This window comes from Hymenobacter setariae (assembly GCF_007713685.1).
GTDB lineage: Bacteria > Bacteroidota > Bacteroidia > Cytophagales > Hymenobacteraceae > Hymenobacter > Hymenobacter setariae.
Genome location: NZ_VMRJ01000001.1, coordinates 1,230,416 through 1,249,410 on the forward strand (window position 1 = coordinate 1,230,416; position 18,995 = coordinate 1,249,410).

17 protein-coding genes are annotated in these 18,995 nt (G+C 61.9%); 9 read left to right on the top strand and 8 right to left on the bottom strand.

From position 1 onward, the window contains the following. Positions 1-11 precede the first annotated feature (11 nt). The 4 genes from FNT36_RS05125 (at position 12) to FNT36_RS05140 (ending at position 4,764) form a co-directional block, all read left to right on the top strand. The gene (locus FNT36_RS05125) at positions 12-887 is read left to right on the top strand and encodes a DUF481 domain-containing protein (protein ID WP_144844996.1); all 876 of its coding nucleotides are present in this window, start codon (positions 12-14) and stop codon (positions 885-887) included. 325 nt (positions 888-1,212) lie between these two features. Further along, positions 1,213-1,926, top strand: coding sequence for an HAD family hydrolase (locus FNT36_RS05130; protein WP_144844998.1), 714 nt, complete (start codon positions 1,213-1,215; stop codon positions 1,924-1,926). Positions 1,927-1,941: 15 nt separating this feature from the next. Next, a complete protein-coding gene (locus tag FNT36_RS05135) occupies positions 1,942-2,979 on the top strand; it encodes a UbiA family prenyltransferase (RefSeq protein ID WP_144845000.1) in 1,038 nt (345 codons plus the stop codon). A 102-nt stretch (positions 2,980-3,081) separates the two neighbouring features. Further along, on the top strand, positions 3,082-4,764 hold the full coding sequence (locus FNT36_RS05140; protein WP_144845002.1) for a hypothetical protein: 1,683 nt from the start codon (positions 3,082-3,084) through the stop codon (positions 4,762-4,764). 5 nt (positions 4,765-4,769) lie between these two features. Here FNT36_RS05140 and FNT36_RS05145 read toward each other — a convergent pair whose 3' ends face one another. The 5 genes from FNT36_RS05145 to FNT36_RS25900 all read right to left on the bottom strand — a co-directional run bounded on the left by FNT36_RS05145 (position 4,770) and on the right by FNT36_RS25900 (position 11,606). Then, entirely contained in the window at positions 4,770-5,510 is a 741-nt protein-coding gene (locus FNT36_RS05145; RefSeq protein ID WP_144845004.1) for a hypothetical protein, read from the bottom strand. Positions 5,511-5,663: 153 nt separating this feature from the next. Further along, positions 5,664-7,169, bottom strand: a complete 1,506-nt coding sequence (locus tag FNT36_RS05150) for a TlpA family protein disulfide reductase (RefSeq protein WP_144845006.1) — start codon at positions 7,167-7,169, stop codon at positions 5,664-5,666. Between the two features lie 34 nt (positions 7,170-7,203). Continuing rightward, entirely contained in the window at positions 7,204-8,643 is a 1,440-nt protein-coding gene (locus FNT36_RS05155; RefSeq protein ID WP_144845008.1) for a TlpA family protein disulfide reductase, read from the bottom strand. 90 nt (positions 8,644-8,733) lie between these two features. Further along, positions 8,734-10,128 (bottom strand): TlpA family protein disulfide reductase, encoded by a 1,395-nt coding sequence (locus FNT36_RS05160; protein ID WP_144845010.1) that lies wholly within the window; start codon positions 10,126-10,128, stop codon positions 8,734-8,736. Positions 10,129-10,172: 44 nt separating this feature from the next. Then, positions 10,173-11,606 carry a TlpA family protein disulfide reductase gene (locus FNT36_RS25900; RefSeq protein WP_144845012.1) on the bottom strand — a complete coding sequence of 478 codons (1,434 nt, stop codon included), beginning with the start codon at positions 11,604-11,606 and terminating at the stop codon, positions 10,173-10,175. A 181-nt stretch (positions 11,607-11,787) separates the two neighbouring features. On the opposite strand from FNT36_RS25900, the gene FNT36_RS05170 reads away from it, so the two are divergent. From FNT36_RS05170 to FNT36_RS05190, 5 genes are read left to right on the top strand one after another with little or no spacing between them, the layout of a single operon-like run. Beyond that, positions 11,788-12,237 (top strand): ABA4-like family protein, encoded by a 450-nt coding sequence (locus tag FNT36_RS05170; RefSeq protein ID WP_233635688.1) that lies wholly within the window; start codon positions 11,788-11,790, stop codon positions 12,235-12,237. A 12-nt stretch (positions 12,238-12,249) separates the two neighbouring features. Continuing rightward, complete coding sequence (locus FNT36_RS05175) at positions 12,250-13,113, top strand: hypothetical protein (RefSeq protein ID WP_144845014.1); 864 nt, start codon at positions 12,250-12,252, stop codon at positions 13,111-13,113. Between the two features lie 54 nt (positions 13,114-13,167). Then, positions 13,168-14,163 carry an alpha/beta fold hydrolase gene (locus FNT36_RS05180; RefSeq protein ID WP_144845016.1) on the top strand — a complete coding sequence of 332 codons (996 nt, stop codon included), beginning with the start codon at positions 13,168-13,170 and terminating at the stop codon, positions 14,161-14,163. Between the two features lie 3 nt (positions 14,164-14,166). After that, entirely contained in the window at positions 14,167-15,213 is a 1,047-nt protein-coding gene (locus tag FNT36_RS05185; RefSeq protein WP_144845018.1) for a sensor histidine kinase, read from the top strand. A 7-nt stretch (positions 15,214-15,220) separates the two neighbouring features. Next, positions 15,221-16,054, top strand: a complete 834-nt coding sequence (locus FNT36_RS05190; protein WP_144845020.1) for a LytR/AlgR family response regulator transcription factor — start codon at positions 15,221-15,223, stop codon at positions 16,052-16,054. A gap of 196 nt (positions 16,055-16,250) precedes the next feature. On the opposite strand, the gene FNT36_RS05195 is transcribed toward FNT36_RS05190, so the two are convergent. From FNT36_RS05195 to FNT36_RS05205, 3 genes are read right to left on the bottom strand one after another with little or no spacing between them, the layout of a single operon-like run. Continuing rightward, positions 16,251-17,099 carry a LytR/AlgR family response regulator transcription factor gene (locus FNT36_RS05195; protein ID WP_144845022.1) on the bottom strand — a complete coding sequence of 283 codons (849 nt, stop codon included), beginning with the start codon at positions 17,097-17,099 and terminating at the stop codon, positions 16,251-16,253. Positions 17,100-17,146: 47 nt separating this feature from the next. Further along, a complete protein-coding gene (locus FNT36_RS05200) occupies positions 17,147-17,644 on the bottom strand; it encodes a hypothetical protein (RefSeq protein ID WP_144845024.1) in 498 nt (165 codons plus the stop codon). A 39-nt stretch (positions 17,645-17,683) separates the two neighbouring features. Next, a complete protein-coding gene (locus tag FNT36_RS05205; protein ID WP_144845026.1) occupies positions 17,684-18,829 on the bottom strand; it encodes a sensor histidine kinase in 1,146 nt (381 codons plus the stop codon). Positions 18,830-18,995: the final 166 nt, after the last annotated feature.

The window sequence follows — 18,995 nt, forward strand, 5'->3', positions numbered from 1 at the left end:
TTTTGCCCGGAATGAAGCATCCGTTAGCCACTACTCGTTATCCTCACAAGTGTTCACTGCTGGCTGGGCTGGCACTACTGCTCGGCACCTGGGGCGCCGGCCAAGCGCAGGCCCAAACCACCGAAACCGCTACTGCTAAGGCCGACTCTACGGCCGCGCCCGCCGTGACCCCCACCGCTAGCGCGGCGAGCGGCATACCCTCTTCGGAGTTCGAAACCTACACCGTGAAAAGCGGGGTGCGCTACACGGCCACGGTCACGGGCATTTACACCACGGGCACAGTCGAGCGGGTGTACTTTACTACCAGCCAAACCGGCAACTTTAAGCTGAGCGAGCACTGGCTGCTGCCCACGGCCCTTACCTTTAGCTACGGCCGGCAAGATGGCCTGCTGCGCGAGCGCGAACTAGTGGGCCTGCTCACTCCCACCTACCAGCGCGGCCGCGTGAAGTACTACCTGCTCGGCAACGCCGAGCAGAGCAACCTGCGCGCCATTGCGCGGCGCTTTGTGACGGGCGCGGGCGTGGGCTACCAGCTCTACACCGATACGCTGCGCAACGAGATAGGCATCAGCCAATTTTTCTTGTACGAGAACACGCAATACCTCCTAGGGCTGCGGCGCGAAGTACCGCGTAGCTCTACCCGCCTCAAGCTGCGCGGCACCAAGGGGCCAGTGGTGCTCACGGCTATGGTGTACTACCAGCCCTCGCTGCAAAACTACCTCAACGACTACCGTGTGAACCTGACCAGCGGGCTCACCTTCACGCTCACCAAAAACCTGGGCCTCATGGCCGCCTACTCGTACTCCTACGAGAGCATAGCGGTAGAGGGCCGCGCCCCCGGCAACGGCAACCTCACTATCGGCTTTACCTACGCGGCGGGCAAGTAGCCTGCCCTAGGTAGCCTCTAGGGGTGCCACGCAAGCCTGCACTCGGCTGTAGTAAGCTCCTCTTTTCTCAACGTTTGGGTGGCCTTAGCAAGCACTTACCTACCGTAAGCTGGCACCTCTATGCCCTGTTTTTTGCGATTTGCTGAAGCTGGAGACCATTTATTATTCATGAAAACAAAAAAATAATACAAATATTTTACGCTATATAACCGGCTTGCTATTAGCCTATTATATTCATCAAATGTTCATTTAAAAAAATCTAATCCCTCCCCAGCACGGTTGCACTATAACCTTAATTAAGAGAACTATACATATTTTTGACTCTATGGCACTAGCACTAGAGTTAGATTGGACTAAGGTTAAAGCGGTAATTTTTGATGTTGATGGCACCCTCTATGCACAGAGCAAACTGCGTCGGCGCATGCTCTACGACTTGCTGGGATACTACGCCCTGCGGCCGTGGCGCCTGCAAGAAATGCTGCTGCTTCGCCGCTTCCGGGCCGAGCGCGAAAAGCGCCCGGGACACCAAGGCCCTAACTTAGAAAGCGCCCAGTACGCCTGGTGCGCCGACAACAGCCAATTTTCGGTGGCGCAGGTGCGGGCCGTAGTGGGCCGCTGGATGTTTAGCCACCCCAACCAGTACCTAGGCCGCTGCGCCTACCCCGGCACCCGGGCGTTTTTCGACGCGCTGCGGCAGCAGGACATCAAGATTGGCATCTACTCCGACTACCCGGCCCACGACAAGCTGGTGGTCCTAGGTCTGCCCGCCGACGTGGTGGTGAGCTCTACCGACCCCGACATCGACCAGCTCAAGCCCAACCCCAAGGGCTTGCTGCACATAGCGGCTGCTCTGGGCTTGGCTACTACCGATTGCCTATTTATCGGCGACCGCCCCGAGCTAGATGGCGAGTGCGCCGAGCGGGCGGGCATGCCCTACCTCATTGTGCCGCGCCAAGCCTTCGACCAGTTCACGTTTTACCATGACCTGGTCCGTGCCCTCACCGCTGCGCCGGCGCCCGCCACGCTTTCGTCTTTATAACCATTTCCTTTTTTCATGAATCAAGCTTCTACGCCCTCTGCGGAGGCTTTAGCAGCCCCCGTGGCTACCGTGCCGGCCGGGCTCAAAGACTACATTGCCATCGCGCGGCCCGACAACTGGGCCAAAAACGTGTTCATGCTGCCAGGCGTGCTATTCGCCTTCATCGTGTACCGCGCCCCGGTCGATGCCGCCTTTTTTCTTAAGCTCGTGATGGGCCTTACCAGCACCTGCTTGGTAGCCTCGGCTAACTACGTCATCAACGAGTACCTCGACGCTGAGTTTGATAAGTTTCACCCGCTCAAAAGCAAGCGCACGTCGGTGGTGCGCGTCGTCAATCCGGTAGTGGTATACGCCGAGTGGCTAGGGCTGGCGTTGGTAGGCTTTGCCTTGGCTTACCAAATCAGCGTGCAGTTTCTGGCCGTGTCCATGTTCTTGCTGTTCATGGGCGTGATGTACAACGTGCGGCCCTTCCGCACCAAGGAGCGCGTGTACCTCGATGTGCTGTCCGAGTCGGTCAACAACCCTATTCGGTTTGCCCTGGGCTGGTTTATTGTGGCGCCGGCGCTATCGGTCAGCGCCTTCGATGGCGTGGCGCTGTTTAACAGCCTGCCCCCGTCGAGCATCATCGTGGCTTACTGGATGGGGGGCGCCTTCCTGATGGCGACTAAGCGCTTTGCCGAATACCGCCTCATCAACAACCCCGAGCTGGCGGGGCTCTACCGCAAGTCGTTCCGGTTTTATACCGAGCACAGCCTGCTGATTTCGATGTTTTTCTACGCCCTTACCTCGGCGTTCTTCCTAGGTATCTTCTTGGTCAAAAACCGGGTGGAACTGCTGCTAAGCTTCCCGTTTTTTGCCTTGCTATTTGCGTGGTATCTGCGCATTGGGCTGCTCGACAACTCGCCGGTGCAGGGCTCCGAGAAGCTTTATACCCGCAAGTGGTTTATGCTCTACGTGGGGCTTTTCTGCACACTACTGGTTGTGCTGATGTTCGTGAAGATTCCATTCCTGGGCCAGCTGCTCGAAGACCACTATAACCTTAACCACCACTAAGGCACCTAGCGTCCGCGCCTGGTTGTGCGGGCTGCTCACGCTAGAGCAGCCCGCACAACCAGGCGCGGCTTTGTGTGTTTGCGGCCACTTCTACTACCTTTTATGCTGCTTCGCTACCCCTTTTCCTCGGCAACCCTGCTCGGCACGCCCGCCCCGGTGGCAGCCCAGGCCCCCACTAGCAGCCACGTGCTGCAGCAGCGGCTACTGCTGATGCTGCTGGGCCTAGGGTTTTTCTTTCGGCTGTTTCACTTCTTCCACAACCGCTCTTTTTTTATTGACGAGCTATTTCTGAACGTCAACGTTATCAAGTTCAATTTTTGGCAGCTCGCCACAGAGCCGTTTGCCTACGAGCAAAAGGCTCCCCTAGGCTACCTGTGGGCCTCGCGGCTGTGCGTGGTGCTGCTGGGCAAAAAAGAGCAGGCGCTGCGCTTGGTTTCGCTGCTCAGCGGCCTCGGCAGCCTGGTGGTCTTTGTGCCGGTGGCGCGCTATTTTTTGCGCGGTTGGGGCGTGGTGCTGGCGGTGGGGGCATTGGCGCTGGCCTGGCCGGTAGTGTACCACTCGGTCGAGGCCAAGCAGTACAGCACCGAGCTGTTTGCCACCGTGTTGGCCCTGCGGCTTTACATCAAGTACCACCGCCAGCCCACGCTCGGGGCGCAGCTGGCCTGGGGCCTGGGCGGCGCGCTGCTGCTGTGGTTTTCGTTTTCTGCCATCTTCGTGCTAGCGGGCATGGGCATGGCCATTTGCCTGCCTGCCCTCGTGCAGCGCGATTGGAAAAAGCTGGCGAGCTACGTGGTGCCCTGCGGCCTGTGGGTGCTCAGCTTTGGGGCGCTATATGTGCTGTTTGTGAGCAAGTACCACAAGTCGGAGTGGCTGACTTTCTTCTTCAATGTCAAGTACAACGCTTACCCGCCCATCACGCAGCCGGTGGTGGCGCTGCGCTGGCTGGCGGGCAAGATATACGACCTACTGGACCACCCCCTGGGGCTGCGCCTAGATGTGGACCTAGTAAACCAGTCGCCGCTCATCAAGTTCGGCCTGAAGCTGGGGTGGGTGGCGCTGCCAGTGCTGGCCCTAGGGGTCTATCGCCTGGCCCGGCAGCAGGGGCAATGGCTACTGCTCTTCTTGCTGCCGCTGGTGCTAGCGCTGGCCGCTTCTGCGGTGTCGCAGTACCCTTTTTACGAGCGGTTTACCTTGTTTCTGGCACCTTTGATTTTTCTGGTACTTGCCTACGGCGTGCAGCAGCTGGGCCACTGGTCGCTGGCCGGGGTGCAGCTGCGGCCGCTGGTAGTGGGCCTACTACTCGCGGTTTCGCTGGCCAATGTGACGCGGCAGGCTGTAGAAGTCAATCGGTTTTACAACCAGTCGTACTTCCGCGAAGTCATGCTCTACCTCAATGACCACGTGCGCCCCGGCGATGGCGTGTATGTATACTGGAACATGCGGCCCGCCTACGACTACTACCACGATGCCTATGACCTGAAATACAACGCAGTAGAGGGCAGTTACGTCAAAAACAAGTCGCTTAGTCAAGCCGACTACCTGCGCAATCTACAGCCCGATTTTGCGACGTTACGGGGCAAGCGCCGCTTGTGGCACGTGTACGATGCCAATATGTTTGATGGCATCGGTGATATAGTAGGGCAGCCCACCTGGTACTTTGCCCCCGGCCGCAAACCGGGCGGGATGCTGAACAATTACTTTGGCACGCTTGGCAAGCGCGTAGAACATTACCATCCTAGCTTAAAAAGCACGCTAGAGGCTACGCTTTACGAACTGCCTAAGTAGCCTAGCTACCGATAATCCTCGCGGTCTTTTTTGCTGCCATAAAACTTGTCGCGGGTGTAGTGGTCGAGGCCGCGCACCCGCAAGCCCTCCTGGGTGAACAAGCGAGCTTTGCCTTTAGCTACCTTGAGCAGGGGACCTAGCAAAAGGTTGGCACGCAGGTAAAAGATGGGACCGCCCAACTCGCGGCGAATGGTGGGCGCCAGCAGCACCGGTAGCCGCCAGCCCGCGCCCGCACCCAGCGCGGCCCAGCGAAACAGCCGCATTTGGGCGGCGGCTGAGGGCTCAATCATGGCTACAAAATCATTAGGGGTGCGGTCGAAGCGATTGGTCGAATCGTTGAGGTAGCGCACGTGCACCGAGCCCATGCCCACTTGCAGGTTGCCGCTCAGCGACCAGCGCGAGTTTTGCAGGGCCACGAACTCGGTATAAAGCGCCAGGTAGCGAAAGCGCAGCTCGGCGTCGGCGTCAGCGGCCGCGTTGTCGGGCAGGGGCTGGCGCGTCGGAATGCCCGAACTCAAAAAGTACACGGCCGCGCCCGTGCGCACCCGGCCGCGCCACTCCATGCCTAGCTTGAGGCCGTTGATGGTGCAGAAGTGGCTATTGATGATGGAGTAGCGCGAGTCGTACTGCACCACCAGGCGGCGGTGCGAAAAATAGGGCGCGGGCTTTTCGGGAAGGGTATCGAGGGGCTCTTCGGTGGGCATCGGCGCTTTCACCGTGGCCGAAACCTCTTGCGCGCGCAGCATACCCGGCAGACTAACTGCCAGTATCACCACCCACCATCTTACCCAGTAACAACTTGACACCGAATACAAAAGTACTTAAAAACTGCTAATTAGCTCAGCCCGCGGCCCGGCTTTTGTGTTGTGCTTACAGCCTGCCTAAACCGAACCAGCGCGCTATTGTTGGAGGGCGGCTTCGAGAGCAGCCTCAGCTTTGGCCCCCGCGGAGGGGCGCGGAGCGTCTTTCTGAATCAGGCGCCCGTCGCGGCCAATGAGCCAGTACGACGGAATACTTTGCACCCCATAGGTCTGGGCTACCGGACTAGCAAACTCCTGGTCGGCGCGCAGGTGCACGCTGTTGGGGCTGGCTAGCTGGCGGGCGGCCACCGCCTGCTGCCAGGCGGCAGGCTGGCGGTCGAGGGAGACGTACACAAACACCACATCGCGGCTCGCAAACTGCTGGCGCAGCGCGTTGCTGGCGGGCATTTCGGCCAGGCAAGGGCTGCACCAGCTAGCCCAAAAATCGAGGTACACCACCTTGCCTCGCAGGTCACCTAGGGCCACCAGGCGCCCTTCCGCATCGGGCAGCGTAAAGGCTGGGGCAGGCTGGCCGCTGCTAAAGCGCTGATGGGCCCGCACGGCCGCGCGCAGGTCGCGCGCAATAGTAGAGTCACGATTGTGGGCCCGAAAGGTGGGCAGCCAGGGCCCTAGGTCAGCGTGGTAGTACTGCACCTGCTCGAGCAAAAACTGCGCTACTACGAGGTCGCGCAGGGGCGTGGTGCCGAAGGCCCGCGCAGCGCGGGTATACAGCCGCTCGGCCGCAGCGGGGTCGTAGCCACCGGTAGGGCTAGGCGGCAGGCTATCGGCCAGGGGCCGCAGCACGCCCGCCAGGTAGGCCGCACGCAGCCCTTGCAAGGCTGGCTCTCCTAGGTCGGCGGCGTACTGCCCTAGGTGCATGGTGGGCAGGAAATCGAAATAGCCTGTTGGCAGAGCCGCCGCGCCACTCTGCTGGCGCGCCTTGGGCTGAGCGGCTGGGTAGGACAGCAGCGCAGTGGCCCACTCGTAGTCGAGCGCCCGGCGCTGGCGCGCCACAAAGGCGGCGGGCAGCGGGTGCGTGCGCGCAAAGCGGGTTAGCGCAGCTCGCCGCCGCTGGCGATAGGCGTCGGCAAGATGGTGCAACTGCGTGGCGCTCAGGCGTGCGGCGTGGGCGGCTGGGGTGCGGCCAGCTTCGTCGTCGCGGTTACTTTGCTGGTAGGCTTGGATGAGGTAGGTATTGGCCGCTGCGCCGCGTCCACTAAAGCGCAGCGGCTGCTCGGAGCGAGCGGCGTCGAAACTAAGCTGCACGGCATCGCCGGGCTGGAGCGCTAGTGGGGTGTAGCCTTCGGCATAATGCAGCACACCCGTAGCCGGGGCAGGCACCACCAGCCGAAAATCGCCGGCCTTAGTAAGCGTTGCCGTGGTGGTGTGCGCAAAGCCGCCCTGCCAGGTGGCCCCATACAGCACGCTGATGGTCCGGGCCGTGGCGTGCTGCACATGACCCCGGAGCACAGCCGTGCCCGGGCGCGGGGCTTGGTCCGTGGCCCCACTAGCCAAGTGAGCCATTAAGAGCACCACAACCAGCCCTAGGTGGCCCCGGCGCCGCAAGTAGCAGCTAAGCCAGAAGAACATATTTTTTGCGCGCATCGGAAACGGCAAAATTACGACCCGCTGCCCTCCCCTATTTGCCCAGCGTCTGCTCTAGCAGCGCCACGGTTTCGGCCCCGCTCGAGGGGCGTGGGGCGCGGGTGCTTACAATGCGCCCATCGCGACCAATAACCCAGTACGTGGGGAAGCTCTGCACATTGTAAGCATTTGGCACCGCATTGTCGGGGCTGCGCAGGTGCACACTGCCCGGGCCGAGCTGGTATTTAGCCGCTAGCGTTTGCTGCCACTGCTCTTCTTTGTCATCGACGTCGATGTATACAAAAACGACGTCGCGGCCTTCAAATTTCTTTGCTAATTCATGGCTAGCCGGAATTTCATTGAGGCACGGGTGGCACCACGTACCCCAAAAATCGAGATACACCACCTTGCCTTTGAACTCGCTCAAGGATACCTTTTTGCCCGTATTGTCGAGCAGGGTGAAGGTAGGTGCCGGCTGGCCAGGCGATACAGCCAAGGCCCGACGGTAGCGGGCCCGCACCGCGCGAGCCATAGAGGAGTCGCGGTTTAGGTGCTGAAAAATGGCAATTTTTGGTGCTACCTGCTCGGGCGACTGGAAGTTGAACAGCCGGTACACGTAGTGCGCCAGGGCTAGGTCGCGGCTGCGGCCATTGCCAAACGTGGCCTGCGCACTAGCCAGCAAGCTCGCCTGGGTGGGCTGCGCCTCGGGGCCAGGCAGGCGAGCATCGGCCAGCGGTTGCAGCAAGCCTAGGTAAGTTCTGCTGCCTAAGGCCAGCGCCGAGTCTTGCGCGGGGCGCAACGGAGCCAGAAAGTCGTAAAAATCAGCCGGAATAGCACCCGTATTTAATTCGGGGCGGCTCGCATGAAAGCCCCCATAGTAGAGCAAGGTGCTGGCGCGCTCAAAATCAGCATTTTGGCGCACGTAGGCCCGAAAAATAGGCGGCACGGGGTGGTTGGCCACGTGCTCTGCAAAGAAAGCACGCTGCTCTTGGCGGTAGGCATCGGCGGCCGCTACTATTTGGGCGGGGGTAGCGGTGCCGATTTTGCGCTGCGGGTGGTCGGGCCGAGCTGTCGTGAAGCGTAGGGTGGCTTGCGCCAGATAGTTATTAGCCGCTGAGCCGGTGCCGGTGTAGTGCAGCGTTTCGTCAAACTTAGCCGCGTCGAGGCTGAGACGCAGGTCGTCGCCGGGCGAAAGAAAGAGCCTCGTAGACTGGTCCCCATTGCGAAAAGTAACTTCCATGGGGCCAGGTAGATTCGGCAGCACCAGCCGAAAATTACCCTGGGCGTCCAGCTTTGCAGTAAGCAAAGTAGCTGGCTCCTGGGTTAGGAGATTCTCGTTGTACTGCACCTGCACTTGCGGCGCCAGTGGGTGGTCGAGGTGCCCGCTCACCACTACCGGCCGAGGGTCCACAAATGCCGTGGCCGCCAGCAGCCCAGCCACCCACGTGTGCTTTGCCGCCGCCCGCCCGGCTACTGCCCATTGCATGATACGCATACGTTTATCGCTTAAGCACGACCTAGGTTATGATAAGGCACAAACATAGCACTGTGCATCCCCTTGCTACCTGCGGCGCTACTCCTTACTCTACCGCGCCAGCGCCTGTTCGATGGCGGCCACCGTCTTATCGCCTTCGGACGGGCGCGAGGTGTACACTTGTATAAAGCGGCCCTCGCGGTCGATGAGGTAGTAGCTAGGGTAGCCATCGACCTGATAGGCAGAGGCTACGTCATACGTGGTGGTGCGCAAGTGCACGCTGTTGGGGCTAGTGAACTGCTTTTCGGTCAGCGTCTGCTGCCATTTATCCTCGGGGTCGCCCACCGAGATGTAGAGAAACACCACGTCGCGGCCCTCGAATTTCTTTTTGAGGGCGGGGGCCGATTCGGTCATTTCCTTCATGCAGGGCCCGCACCACGTGCCCCAAAAGTCGAGGTACACCACCTTGCCCCGCAGGTCGCTCAGCGACACTTTTTTGCCCGTGTTATCGGTGAGCGTGAAGGCGGGCGCCGGCTTGCCTGCACTCATGCTTAGCCGGAGGGCGAAGGCCTTGCGCACCTCGCGGGCCATGGCCGAATCGCGGTTGTACTGCCTAAACGTGGGGTAGAAGGCCTGCGCCCCGGCCGTATTGCGGCGGATGTTGTCAAACATCAGATTTTGCAGCACCCAGCTCCGCGCCTTGGTGTCGCCCAGTTCGGCGGTAGCAGTTTGGTAGATGCGGCGCCCTTCGGTGGGGTCGGTGCTGAACTTACCGCCCGGCACCAGGCGGTATTGGTAGCCCATTATGAAACGAGCCATCATGGAGTTATCAAGGAAGCTACGGCCAAAGTGCTGGTTTAGCTCGCGCACGGGCGTAGAAGCCAAGAAGTCAAAATAGTCCTCGGGTAAGTTCTCCTCACTGTGCTGCGCGGCGTAGGCCAGCTGCATGGCCGCCCACGTGATGTCGATGGCCAGCTGCTCGTCGCGCCGGAAGCTGGCGGGCAGCGGGTGAGCTTTAGCGTAGCTGGCCAAAAACTCGCGCCGGGCCTGGCGCAGCGCCCCGGCGGCCTGCACAGCCTCGGCGGGCGTGCCCTTCGGAGAATTCTGGATGCGGGGCAGCCCGTTATCGGGCCCGTAGGAGTACTTGTAGAGCGCCTGCGCCAGGTAGTTGTTGACCTCGCTGCCGCGCCCGCTGTAGGTCAGCGTCTTGTCAAAGTCCTTAAAGTCTAGGTGCATCACTAGCTGGTCGCCCGGCATGAGGTACAGCTCGGTGCGCTGGCGCGCGTAGGAAAAGCTCGTGGGCGTGTTCTGCTTCAAGTCTTTGAACTCGAAGCGAAAATCGCCGCTGGCGCTGAGGGGCGCTTTCACCTCTCCTTTATCCATGAGCAGCCGCACGGTGTCGCCGGCCGGGGCGTGGTCGAGGTGGCCGCTAAAGACCGTGACCGATGGCTTGGGTGGGCCGGCCAGGGCCGTGCCGAGAGCGAGTAACCAAAGCGAAGGCAGCATAAACAAACAGGAAAGGAGGGTAAGAAAGCTGGGAAAGACGAAGGCTAGTGTGCTAGGGCATGCTCGATGGCGGCCACGGTTTTTTCGCCTTCCATGGGGCGAGGAGCACTGGCATTGATAATGCGGCCGTCGCGGCCGATGAGCCAGTAGGTCGGAAATACATTTACTTGGTAATCAATAGACGCCGTCCTCTCCTTGGGCTCGCGCAGGTGCACGCTATTCGCGCTAGTGAAGTGGCTTTCGGTCAGCGTCTTTTTCCACTTGTCTTCGGGGTCGCCCACCGAAATGTAGAGAAATACGACGTCGCGGCCCTCGAATTTCTTTTTCAGGTCGTGGCTAAACTCGGTCATTTCCTTCATGCAGGGGCCGCACCAGGTGCCCCAAAAATCGAGGTATATCACTTTGCCCTTAAACTCGCTTAAGGACACCTGCTTACCAGCATTATCTAGCAGCGCGAAGGCCGGGGCCGGCTTGCCTGCCTGCAGCAACTGGCGCTTGGCAATACTCATGCGCACGTTGCGGGCCAGGGTAGAATCTCGGTTGTGCAGCCGAAACGTGGGGTAGAACGCCAGCGCACCGGGCAAGTCCTTGTCCATTTTCCAAGTCATCAGCATTTGTATGGCCATGTCGCGGTCCTCGCCTTCGCCCAGCTCGGTGGTGGCCAGGCGGTAGAGCCTAGGGCCGTCGGCAGGGTCGGTGCTGAGGGTGCCCGACGGGGCCAGCCGGTCTTGGTAGGCGTACAAGAACTGCGCGACGGCGGTATTTTCATCAAGGCCCCGGCCAAAACGCTGATTAAGCTCTTTCAGCGGCACTTGCTGCAAAAAGCTGAAGTAGCTCGCGGGCACTATCTCCGCGGGTGCGGCCTCGCTAGGCGGCAGGTTGGCGCGGCGGAAGCCGACGTAGTCGAGCAGCTGCGTGGCCCACTGCAGATTGATACCAAACTCCGCATCGCGCCGAAAGCTGGCGGGCAGCGGGTGGGCTTTGGCATACTTGGCTAGGTAATCAAAGCGCTGCTGCCGAAAGGCATCGGCGTAGCGGCGCATCTCGGCGGGCGTGGTAGTAGGCTTGCGCTGCTCTTGCGGCCGGGACACATCGCCGGCCGGGCCGTACTCAAACTTCCACTGCGACTGCGCCATGTAGTTGTTGACGTCGGCGCCCCGCCCGCTGTACACCAAGCTTTGGTCGAAATTCTTAAAATCGAGCACCAGGTGCACTTGGTCGCCGGGCATGAGGTAGAGGCGCGTATTCTGACCGGCGTAGGTGAAGTGCACGGGGGCCGTGGCGGCTAGGTCATCAAACTCAAATCGGAAGTCACCACTAGGGCTGAGCGGCGCTTTCACCTGCTTCTCCCCTACAAACAGCCGCACGGTGTCGCCGGCCGGGGCATTGTCGAGGTGGCCACTGAAGACCGTGCGCGGTGGCGTGGGCGAGCCCCCTAGGGCCGAATTAAGGGTGAGTAACCAGAGCGTTGGCAGCATACACAAACTGAAAAAGGAAGTGGGAAAGCTGGTGAAAGGAGACCAAGCTGCCCGGCGGGCAACGCTTCGCCCCGGCCCAAAGGCGGCTTGGCCCGCTCCCTAGGGCGGTTCGCCCCGATTGGGCTAGCAAGCGGCAGGCAAGGTACGTAGGTTTGCCTATATAAATATATCAACTAACGGTATGACTATCACCCCAGACCTTCTGTTTTCTCTGGCCAATCTGCTGGCCCTGCTGGGCTGGGCGCTGCTGGTGCTGGCCCCGCGCTGGCGCGGCACCCAAGCGCTGGTTTTGAATGGGGCTTGGCCGCTGGGCTTGGCGGCGTTTTACGCGGTGTTCATAGCGAGTCACTACCTAGGGGCGCATGGCGGTGAGGGCGGCTTCGGGTCATTGGCGCAGGTGGCAGCGCTCTTCCGCGACCCGTGGGCGCTGCTGGCGGGCTGGGTGCACTACCTGTGCTTTGACCTATTCGTGGGCGCTTGGGAAGTGCGCGATGCCCAGCAACGCGGCGTGCCGCATTGGGCGGTGGTGCCCGCATTGGCGCTCACCTTCATGCTGGGGCCGGTGGGGCTGCTGGTGTATACCGGCGTACGGGCCGCTCTAGGGCAAGAAACTTCTACCTCTTTAACCTAACCCTGAAGCTCTATGAAAACGCTGCTATTTGCGGAGGATACCCCTCTCCTCCTAGGTACTGGTACTACGCCTGGCGTGCTTGCCCACCTCACCACCGCGCTGCACACCTTGCACCGCGCCAATGCGCCGCTCGCCTGGGCAGGCTGGGCCAATGTGGGCCTGGCCGTGCTGGCGCTGGTGCTGCTGCCCCTCGACCACCGCCACGTGATGGGCGCGCTGGTGTGGCTGAAGCCGCTCAAATTCTCGCTTTCCATCGTGGCCTATGCCTGGACACTGGCTTGGCTACTGGCTAGCCTGCCGGCCGCAGCCCAGGGCGCGGTGCGCACCATAGGGTGGGGCGTGGCGGCGTGCATGCTGGTCGAGCAGGCGGTCATTTTTGTGCAAGCGGCGCGGGGCACCACCTCGCACTACAATGTATCGTCGGCGCTCGACGGGGCGCTGTTTGGGCTGATGGGCGTGTTTATTCTGATAAATACCGTGCTCACGGCCTGGGCCTTATACTTGGTGTGGCACCACCAGCCGCAGGGGTCAGCGGGCTACGTGTGGGGCGTGCGGCTGGGGCTGCTGGTGTTCTTGGTAGGCTCGGTGCTGGGCGGCATCATGATTCAGCACCTAGGGCACACCGTGGGCGCGCCCGATGGCGGCCCCGGCCTACCGGGCCTGGGCTGGAGCACCCGCGCTGGCGATGTGCGTATTGCGCACTTTCTGGGTATGCACGCCTTGCAGGCGCTGCCGCTGCTGGGCTGGGCGCTGGGCCAGTGGGCACCGCGCCAGGCCGTGCCCCTCACGTGGCTGGGGGCGGCGCTGTACGCGGCGGCCGTAGCGGGGCTGCTAGCGCAGGCACTCGCCGGGCAGCCGCTGTGGGCTGTGCGCTAAGGTCGACTTTTCTGGCTTTTTCCTCTTTTACATCCTGCTTTTTTGCTGTTCACGATGTCACGCACCGGTTTATTACCACGCGCCTTTGGGCCGTTGCTCGCTGCCCTAGCTTTGCTTCTAAATATGCTGGCGATGGCGGCGCCTGCTACACTTCCCCTAGGTGGAGCGCGGGCCCAATGGGCGCCTACACTCCCTACCGGCCCGTTGGCGTTTCGCACCTCCGATTCAGTGCAGCTATTCGTAAAAATAGCTGGCCGCGGCGTGCCGTGCCTGGTAGTGCACGGCGGGCCCGGTGCGGGCAGCTACGGCCTGGAGCACCTAGGGCTGCGGCCACTCGAAAGCAGCCTGCAGCTCATTTACCTCGACCAGCGGGGCAGCGGGCGCTCGGCCTCGTCGCCGCGCCACAACTACGCGCTGGCTCGCCAGGTGCAGGATTTGGAGGAGCTGCGCCAGCGCCTGGGGCTGCGGCGGTGGGTACTGCTGGCGCATTCGTTTGGCGGCGTCATTGCCACGGCCTATGCCCAGCGCTACCCCGAGCATGTGCAGGCGCTGGTGCTGGTGAATGCAGTGCTCAACCCTACGGCTTCGCTCGAAAGCATGGTGCACTACGGTGATAGCCTGCTGCCCGCCGCGACCCGGCCCCAACTGCCGCCTACGGCGCCCCTGCCCCAGCGCCTGGGCGCCGTGATGCAGGCCCTAGATCAGCAAAAGTTGCTCTACCAGCTGCAATACGCCACCGATACCGCAGCCGCTCGCGCCAGCCGTGTGGTGCAGCAGCAACCCGGCAACCGTGATTTTGCCGCCCACGTCTTCGACTTTGCCGACTATGGCCGCGACTACGCGCCGGCCACGGCGGCCCTAGGGTTGCCGGTGCTGGTGCTGGCCGGGCACGACGACTACACGGCCGGGCCGCGTGCTTATCAGGCTTGGCACTTTCCGCAGCAGCGCGTGGTGGTGCTGCCGGGCCGGCACAACCTGTTGCAAGAGCAAGCCGCGCGCACGCAACAGGCCGTGCGCACCTTTGTGGCGGCGCTGCCCCGGCGCCGCTAGCTTATGCCCGCTGCTTCGCCTCTTTTGCCGCTCCGCGACCGCCGCTTGGCGCTAGGCGGGCTGGTGCTCATCAGCCTGGTAATGCCGCTGGCTAATGGCGGCAAGTGGGCCTTTCAATCGCCCGCGCACTTTGGCATTGCCTGGGTCTGCTCGCTGGTGTACACGCTCATTATAGGCCTGGGCAACCGCGAGCTGTGGCGGCGGCTGCAGCACCGCTACCCACAGGTATCTCAAACGCGGCGGCGGCTCTGGTGGCTGGGCATCAGCAGCGTGGTGTACACGAGCTTGGCTACGGTGGCCGTTACCCTAGGGCTGGGCCTAGTGCCGGGCGGGGCCCATGCTTCGCCGCGGGCGCTGCTACTCATCGTGGCCATTAACCTGGTGCCGACGCTGGTGGGGCTACTCGTGTACGAAAGCCGCCACTCGTACCAGCAATGGGAAGAAAACCAGCACCGCGCCGACCAGCTCGCCCGCGCCCAAACCCAGGCCCAGCTCGACGCCTTGGCCCAGCAGCTCGACCCGCACTTTCTATTTAATTCGCTCAATACCCTGGCCGCCCTCATCGAGCCCGCTAACGAGCCCGCCCAGCACTACGTGGAGGGCCTGGCCGATGTGTACCGCTACGTGCTGCTGAGCCGCGAGCGCTCCACCGTGCCGCTGGCCGAAGAGCTGGCCTTCGTGCAAACCTATGTGGCCCTGCAAAAGGTGCGCTTCCGCGATAACATCCACGTCAGCTACGACTTGCCGTCCGCCGCCCTAGGTCGGCACGTGGCCCCGCTGAGCGTGCAAGTATTGGTCGAGAATGCGCTGAAGCACAACGAGGCCTCGCAGGCCCGGCCGCTGCACCTGCGCCTCGCGGCCGACGCCGCAGGCACCGCGCTGCGCGTCGAAAATACCTTCCAGCCGCGGCCCGCCGGCTTGGCTCCTGGCACCGGCACGGGCCTGGCCAATGTGCGCCAGCGCTACACTTTACTAGGGGCGCCCGCGCCGGTAGCCGTGGAGCAGGCGGCCGGCATCTTTGCTGTCACGCTGCCCTTGCTGCCTGCCTAGTCCGCCTATGTCCGCCCTTCGCATTCTTATTCTCGAAGACGAGTACCCCGCCGCCGAGCGCCTGCAGCGACTGCTAACCCAGGCTGCACCCACGGCCCAAGTGCTGGCCGTGCTCGATACCGTGGCCGGCGCGCTGGCGTGGCTCGATGCGCACCCCGCACCCGACCTCATTCTGAGCGACATTCAGCTGGCCGATGGCCTCAGCCTCGACGTCTTTGCCCAAACGCTGGTGCGCAGTCCGGTCATCTTCACCACTGCCTACGACCAGTACGCCCTGCAAGCCTTCCGGGCCAATGGCATCGACTACTTGCTCAAGCCCCTTAAGCTACCCGAGCTGCAAACGGCCCTAGCCAAGCTCACGGACCTGGGCGCTAAAAATCACTACCTAGGAACTAGCCCAGCCGAGGCAGCAAACCCACCCAGCACCGCCCCACCGCTCCCGCTCAACGCTTCCATCGAGCGCCTGCTCGACGCCCTGCCCCGCCCCCAACGGCCCTACAAAACGCGCTTCTTGGTGCGGCAGGGTGAAACGCTGCTGCCCTTGCCTACCGCCGAGGCGGCTTGGTTTCAGAGCCGCCACGACACCGTGACGCTGGCCACCCACGACGGCCGCCGCTTTGTGGTGGACTACACCCTAGAGCAGCTCGACAGCCTACTCGACCCCGCGCAGTTTTTTCGGCTCAACCGCCAGTTGATTGCGCAGCTGCCTGCCGTGCGCCGGCTCGTGCCACACCTAGGCGGCAAGCTGCTGGTCGAACTCAGCCCTGCCCCCGGCGGGGGCGACGACGTGCTGGTGAGCAAGGAGAAAGCCAGCGCCGTGAAGAGTTGGCTGGAGGGGTAAGTATGGACGCCGCTTAGACCGAAAGTTATTCCCACCTAGGCTGAAAGAGTATTTAGAGTACCGACATTCTAAAAACCCAACCTAAACCGCCTGTCATGCTGAGCCTGCGAAGCATCTTATCACAGTCGGAGTAGCCTAACGTGAGAAGATGCTTCGCAGGCTCAGCATGACAGGCGGTTTAGGTTGGGTTTCTACATTACCTATCGAGCCAGCTTTTGAAGACGCTCACCTTTTCGCGGCTTACGAGGATGGGCCCTTCACTCTCAGGCGGGGCGGGCTTGAGAATGGTTTGCAGGCGCGAGTTGGTGTAGTGGATGATATCATGGATGGCGGCCTGCCGGGCTAGGTAAGCGCGGTTGAGCCGGAAAAACTGCGTCGGGTCGAGCAAGCTTTCGAGATGTTCCATGGTGTAGTCTACCACATATTTGCGGCCGTCGGTGCTTTGCAGCAGGGTCGTTTTTTCGAGACTGAAGAAGTACGCCACCTGCTCGACGGGCACCACCTTGAGGTGCTCGCCCACGCGCACCACAAACTGCGCTTTGTAGCTAGCCACCGGTGCCGGCTGGCGCAACTGCTGAATGAGCGCTGTCAGCGTAGCCGCATCTAGGGTCGGCACCGCGACATTTTCGGCCTCAGCTTTTGTACTGGAAACCGAACCTTTTGTACTAAAATCCTGGTCATTCGCAGCGGGCAGCCGCTGCCGCAATCTAGCTAAGGCCGTGCAAAGCTCCTCTTCATCAATGGGTTTGAGCAGATAGTCTACGCTATTTACCTTAAAGGCCCGCAGCGCATACTGGTCATAGGCGGTAGTAAAAATGACTGGACATTTTATTTCTACCTGCTCAAACAGCTCAAAGCTGAGGCCATCGGCCAAGTGAATATCCAGAAACAGCACGTCGGGCGCGGGTCCGGCTTGCAGCAGCGCTACGGCCTGCGCCACCGACTCGGCCGGCCCTAGGAGGGTGAGCGGCGCGGCGTGCTTTTGGAGTAGGCTGGTGAGGCGGCGGGCCGCCAGGGGCTCATCTTCAACGACTAAAGCTAGCATGACAAAACTTGAAGAAACAGAAAGCTACGCGGCCGCCTAGGTAGCCTTTAAGGGCGGGCCAGGCTATCGCGCAGCTGCCACAGCCCCCGGCTAAGAGCAGTGGCGTGGTAGAAATAATTGGTTTGGGCCAGCTGCGCCACCTCGCCCTGACCAGAGGTCGCCAGCCGAAAAACGAGCGTGCGGCTATGCAGCTGCCACGCCTCGGCAGGCGCGGCGGCCAGGCGCACCACCAGCGTAGCCTCGAGCAGCGGCTGAAAAGCGGCACTGTCGGCCGCTGCCACTGGGCGCAGCTGCCGCAGGGCTGGCACCAAGCGCCGCAGTCGGGCCGCCTCCCGTACCTGATACGGCCGGGTGGGCCCGGCCCCGGCCACGAGCGGGTACACGGTCAGGCTTTCTACATCGGCTGGCTGCACCTCGCGCAGGGCTTTTTCGACGGCTGCCCGGTCGTTGGGAGTGGCGCCGCGGCGCACCAGCAGCCACCCGATGCCGGCGGCCACTAGGGCGCACAGCACCCACAACAGCTCGGGGTAAAAAGCCTTTTTCACACGCGCTCCAGCATAAGCCTAGGTCCTTGGCTGCCCCTGCTACAGGGCCAGCAGCGGCAAAGTAACCACAAACTCGCCTGCTACGGGGCCCGCCGCCACGGGCCGCTTGGTGAGGAAGCCGTAGCGGGCGCGCAGGTTAGCCAGGCCGCGGCCCGAGGTTTCGTCGGCGGCCAGGCGGCGTGGGCGCAGGGTGTTGCGCACGGTGAGGGTGGCAGCCGCGGCATCTACGGCCACGTGCAGGCGCAGCGGGTCGGCCTGGTAGGCGGTATTGTGCTTGAGGGCGTTTTCGAGCAGCAGCTGCAGGGCCAGTGGCGGTAGGTAAAAGGCCCCTAGGTCAGCGGCGGGTGGCAAACTCAGCACGACTTGCAGGGCTTCGTCGAGGCGGGTTTTTTGCAGAAAAATATAGGATTCGGCAAACTGCAATTCCTCGCTTAGGGGCACCAGCTCTTGGCTTTGACTGTCGAGCACGTAGCGGTACACTTGGCTAAGCTGCCGGATAAAGCGCACGGCACGGGCGGGGTCCTGCTCCTCGACTAGCGAGGTCAGGGCGCTGAGCGAATTGAACAGAAAATGCGGGTCTACTTGCCGGCGCAACGAGTCGAGGCGCGCCACGGCCGACTCCTTTTCGAGGCGCTCGGCGCGCACGGTGGCTTCGCGCCAGGCCATAAGGAAGGAGCGCGAGTGCAGAAACAGCGAAACCACCACCGTCATCAGCAGCGGAAAAGCCGACTGGGCCAGGAAATTGTGCTGAAACGTGTAGCCCGGCGCCCGGTGCCACAGCAAGATGGAAAAGCCCTCGCCCACCCCCACTATCACCAGCAGCGACGCCAGCGTGGAGGCGCCCACCGTGAACAGCAACCGCCGCAGGGGCCGCTCTTCCCAGCCCACTTTGATATTGAGCCAATCGACGGTGTAGCCATTGGCCAGCCACAGCCCCACGCAGTAGGCCAGCGAGTAAGCCAGCGAGATGGCGTAGCCCTTAGGTTCGCGCCAGGGCGGCGGCGCGTATAAGAGGGCTATCAGCGCGTTGGCCACTGTTATCCACCCTAGGCGACGCCAAAACTTGCCCACTTCCGAGTCCTTGCCGGGCAAGTCGGTGCGGGGCGCCACGCTGGCAAAAGGCGACGGCAAAGTGGGCGGCGAAGGAGCAGACACGGCGGGCGGTGGAGCGAGTAAAGCAGTCATAAAAGTAGGTCATCAATGAGTAGTGTGCACCCTCAATTCCTGCTTCTAAATGGGTCTGTCATGCTGACGAAGGAAGCATCTTGCTCGCTTCGTTGCTAATGAAAAAAGTTACTGCGCCACGCGAGATACTTCCTTCGGCAGCATGACAGACCCATTTAGAAGCAGA

Excerpts from the sequence above, each read along its gene's own strand:
- FNT36_RS05125 (WP_144844996.1), top strand. The coding sequence starts at position 12 with ATGAAGCATCCGTTAGCCACTACTCGTTATCCTCACAAGTGTTCACTG.
- FNT36_RS05130 (WP_144844998.1), top strand. The coding sequence starts at position 1,213 with ATGGCACTAGCACTAGAGTTAGATTGGACTAAGGTTAAAGCGGTAATT.
- FNT36_RS05135 (WP_144845000.1), top strand. The coding sequence starts at position 1,942 with ATGAATCAAGCTTCTACGCCCTCTGCGGAGGCTTTAGCAGCCCCCGTG.
- FNT36_RS05140 (WP_144845002.1), top strand. The coding sequence starts at position 3,082 with ATGCTGCTTCGCTACCCCTTTTCCTCGGCAACCCTGCTCGGCACGCCC.
- FNT36_RS05145 (WP_144845004.1), bottom strand. The coding sequence starts at position 5,510 with ATGCTGCGCGCGCAAGAGGTTTCGGCCACGGTGAAAGCGCCGATGCCC.
- FNT36_RS05150 (WP_144845006.1), bottom strand. The coding sequence starts at position 7,169 with ATGCGCGCAAAAAATATGTTCTTCTGGCTTAGCTGCTACTTGCGGCGC.
- FNT36_RS05155 (WP_144845008.1), bottom strand. The coding sequence starts at position 8,643 with ATGCGTATCATGCAATGGGCAGTAGCCGGGCGGGCGGCGGCAAAGCAC.
- FNT36_RS05160 (WP_144845010.1), bottom strand. The coding sequence starts at position 10,128 with ATGCTGCCTTCGCTTTGGTTACTCGCTCTCGGCACGGCCCTGGCCGGC.
- FNT36_RS25900 (WP_144845012.1), bottom strand. The coding sequence starts at position 11,606 with ATGCTGCCAACGCTCTGGTTACTCACCCTTAATTCGGCCCTAGGGGGC.
- FNT36_RS05170 (WP_233635688.1), top strand. The coding sequence starts at position 11,788 with ATGACTATCACCCCAGACCTTCTGTTTTCTCTGGCCAATCTGCTGGCC.
- FNT36_RS05175 (WP_144845014.1), top strand. The coding sequence starts at position 12,250 with ATGAAAACGCTGCTATTTGCGGAGGATACCCCTCTCCTCCTAGGTACT.
- FNT36_RS05180 (WP_144845016.1), top strand. The coding sequence starts at position 13,168 with ATGTCACGCACCGGTTTATTACCACGCGCCTTTGGGCCGTTGCTCGCT.
- FNT36_RS05185 (WP_144845018.1), top strand. The coding sequence starts at position 14,167 with ATGCCCGCTGCTTCGCCTCTTTTGCCGCTCCGCGACCGCCGCTTGGCG.
- FNT36_RS05190 (WP_144845020.1), top strand. The coding sequence starts at position 15,221 with ATGTCCGCCCTTCGCATTCTTATTCTCGAAGACGAGTACCCCGCCGCC.
- FNT36_RS05195 (WP_144845022.1), bottom strand. The coding sequence starts at position 17,099 with ATGCTAGCTTTAGTCGTTGAAGATGAGCCCCTGGCGGCCCGCCGCCTC.
- FNT36_RS05205 (WP_144845026.1), bottom strand. The coding sequence starts at position 18,829 with ATGACTGCTTTACTCGCTCCACCGCCCGCCGTGTCTGCTCCTTCGCCG.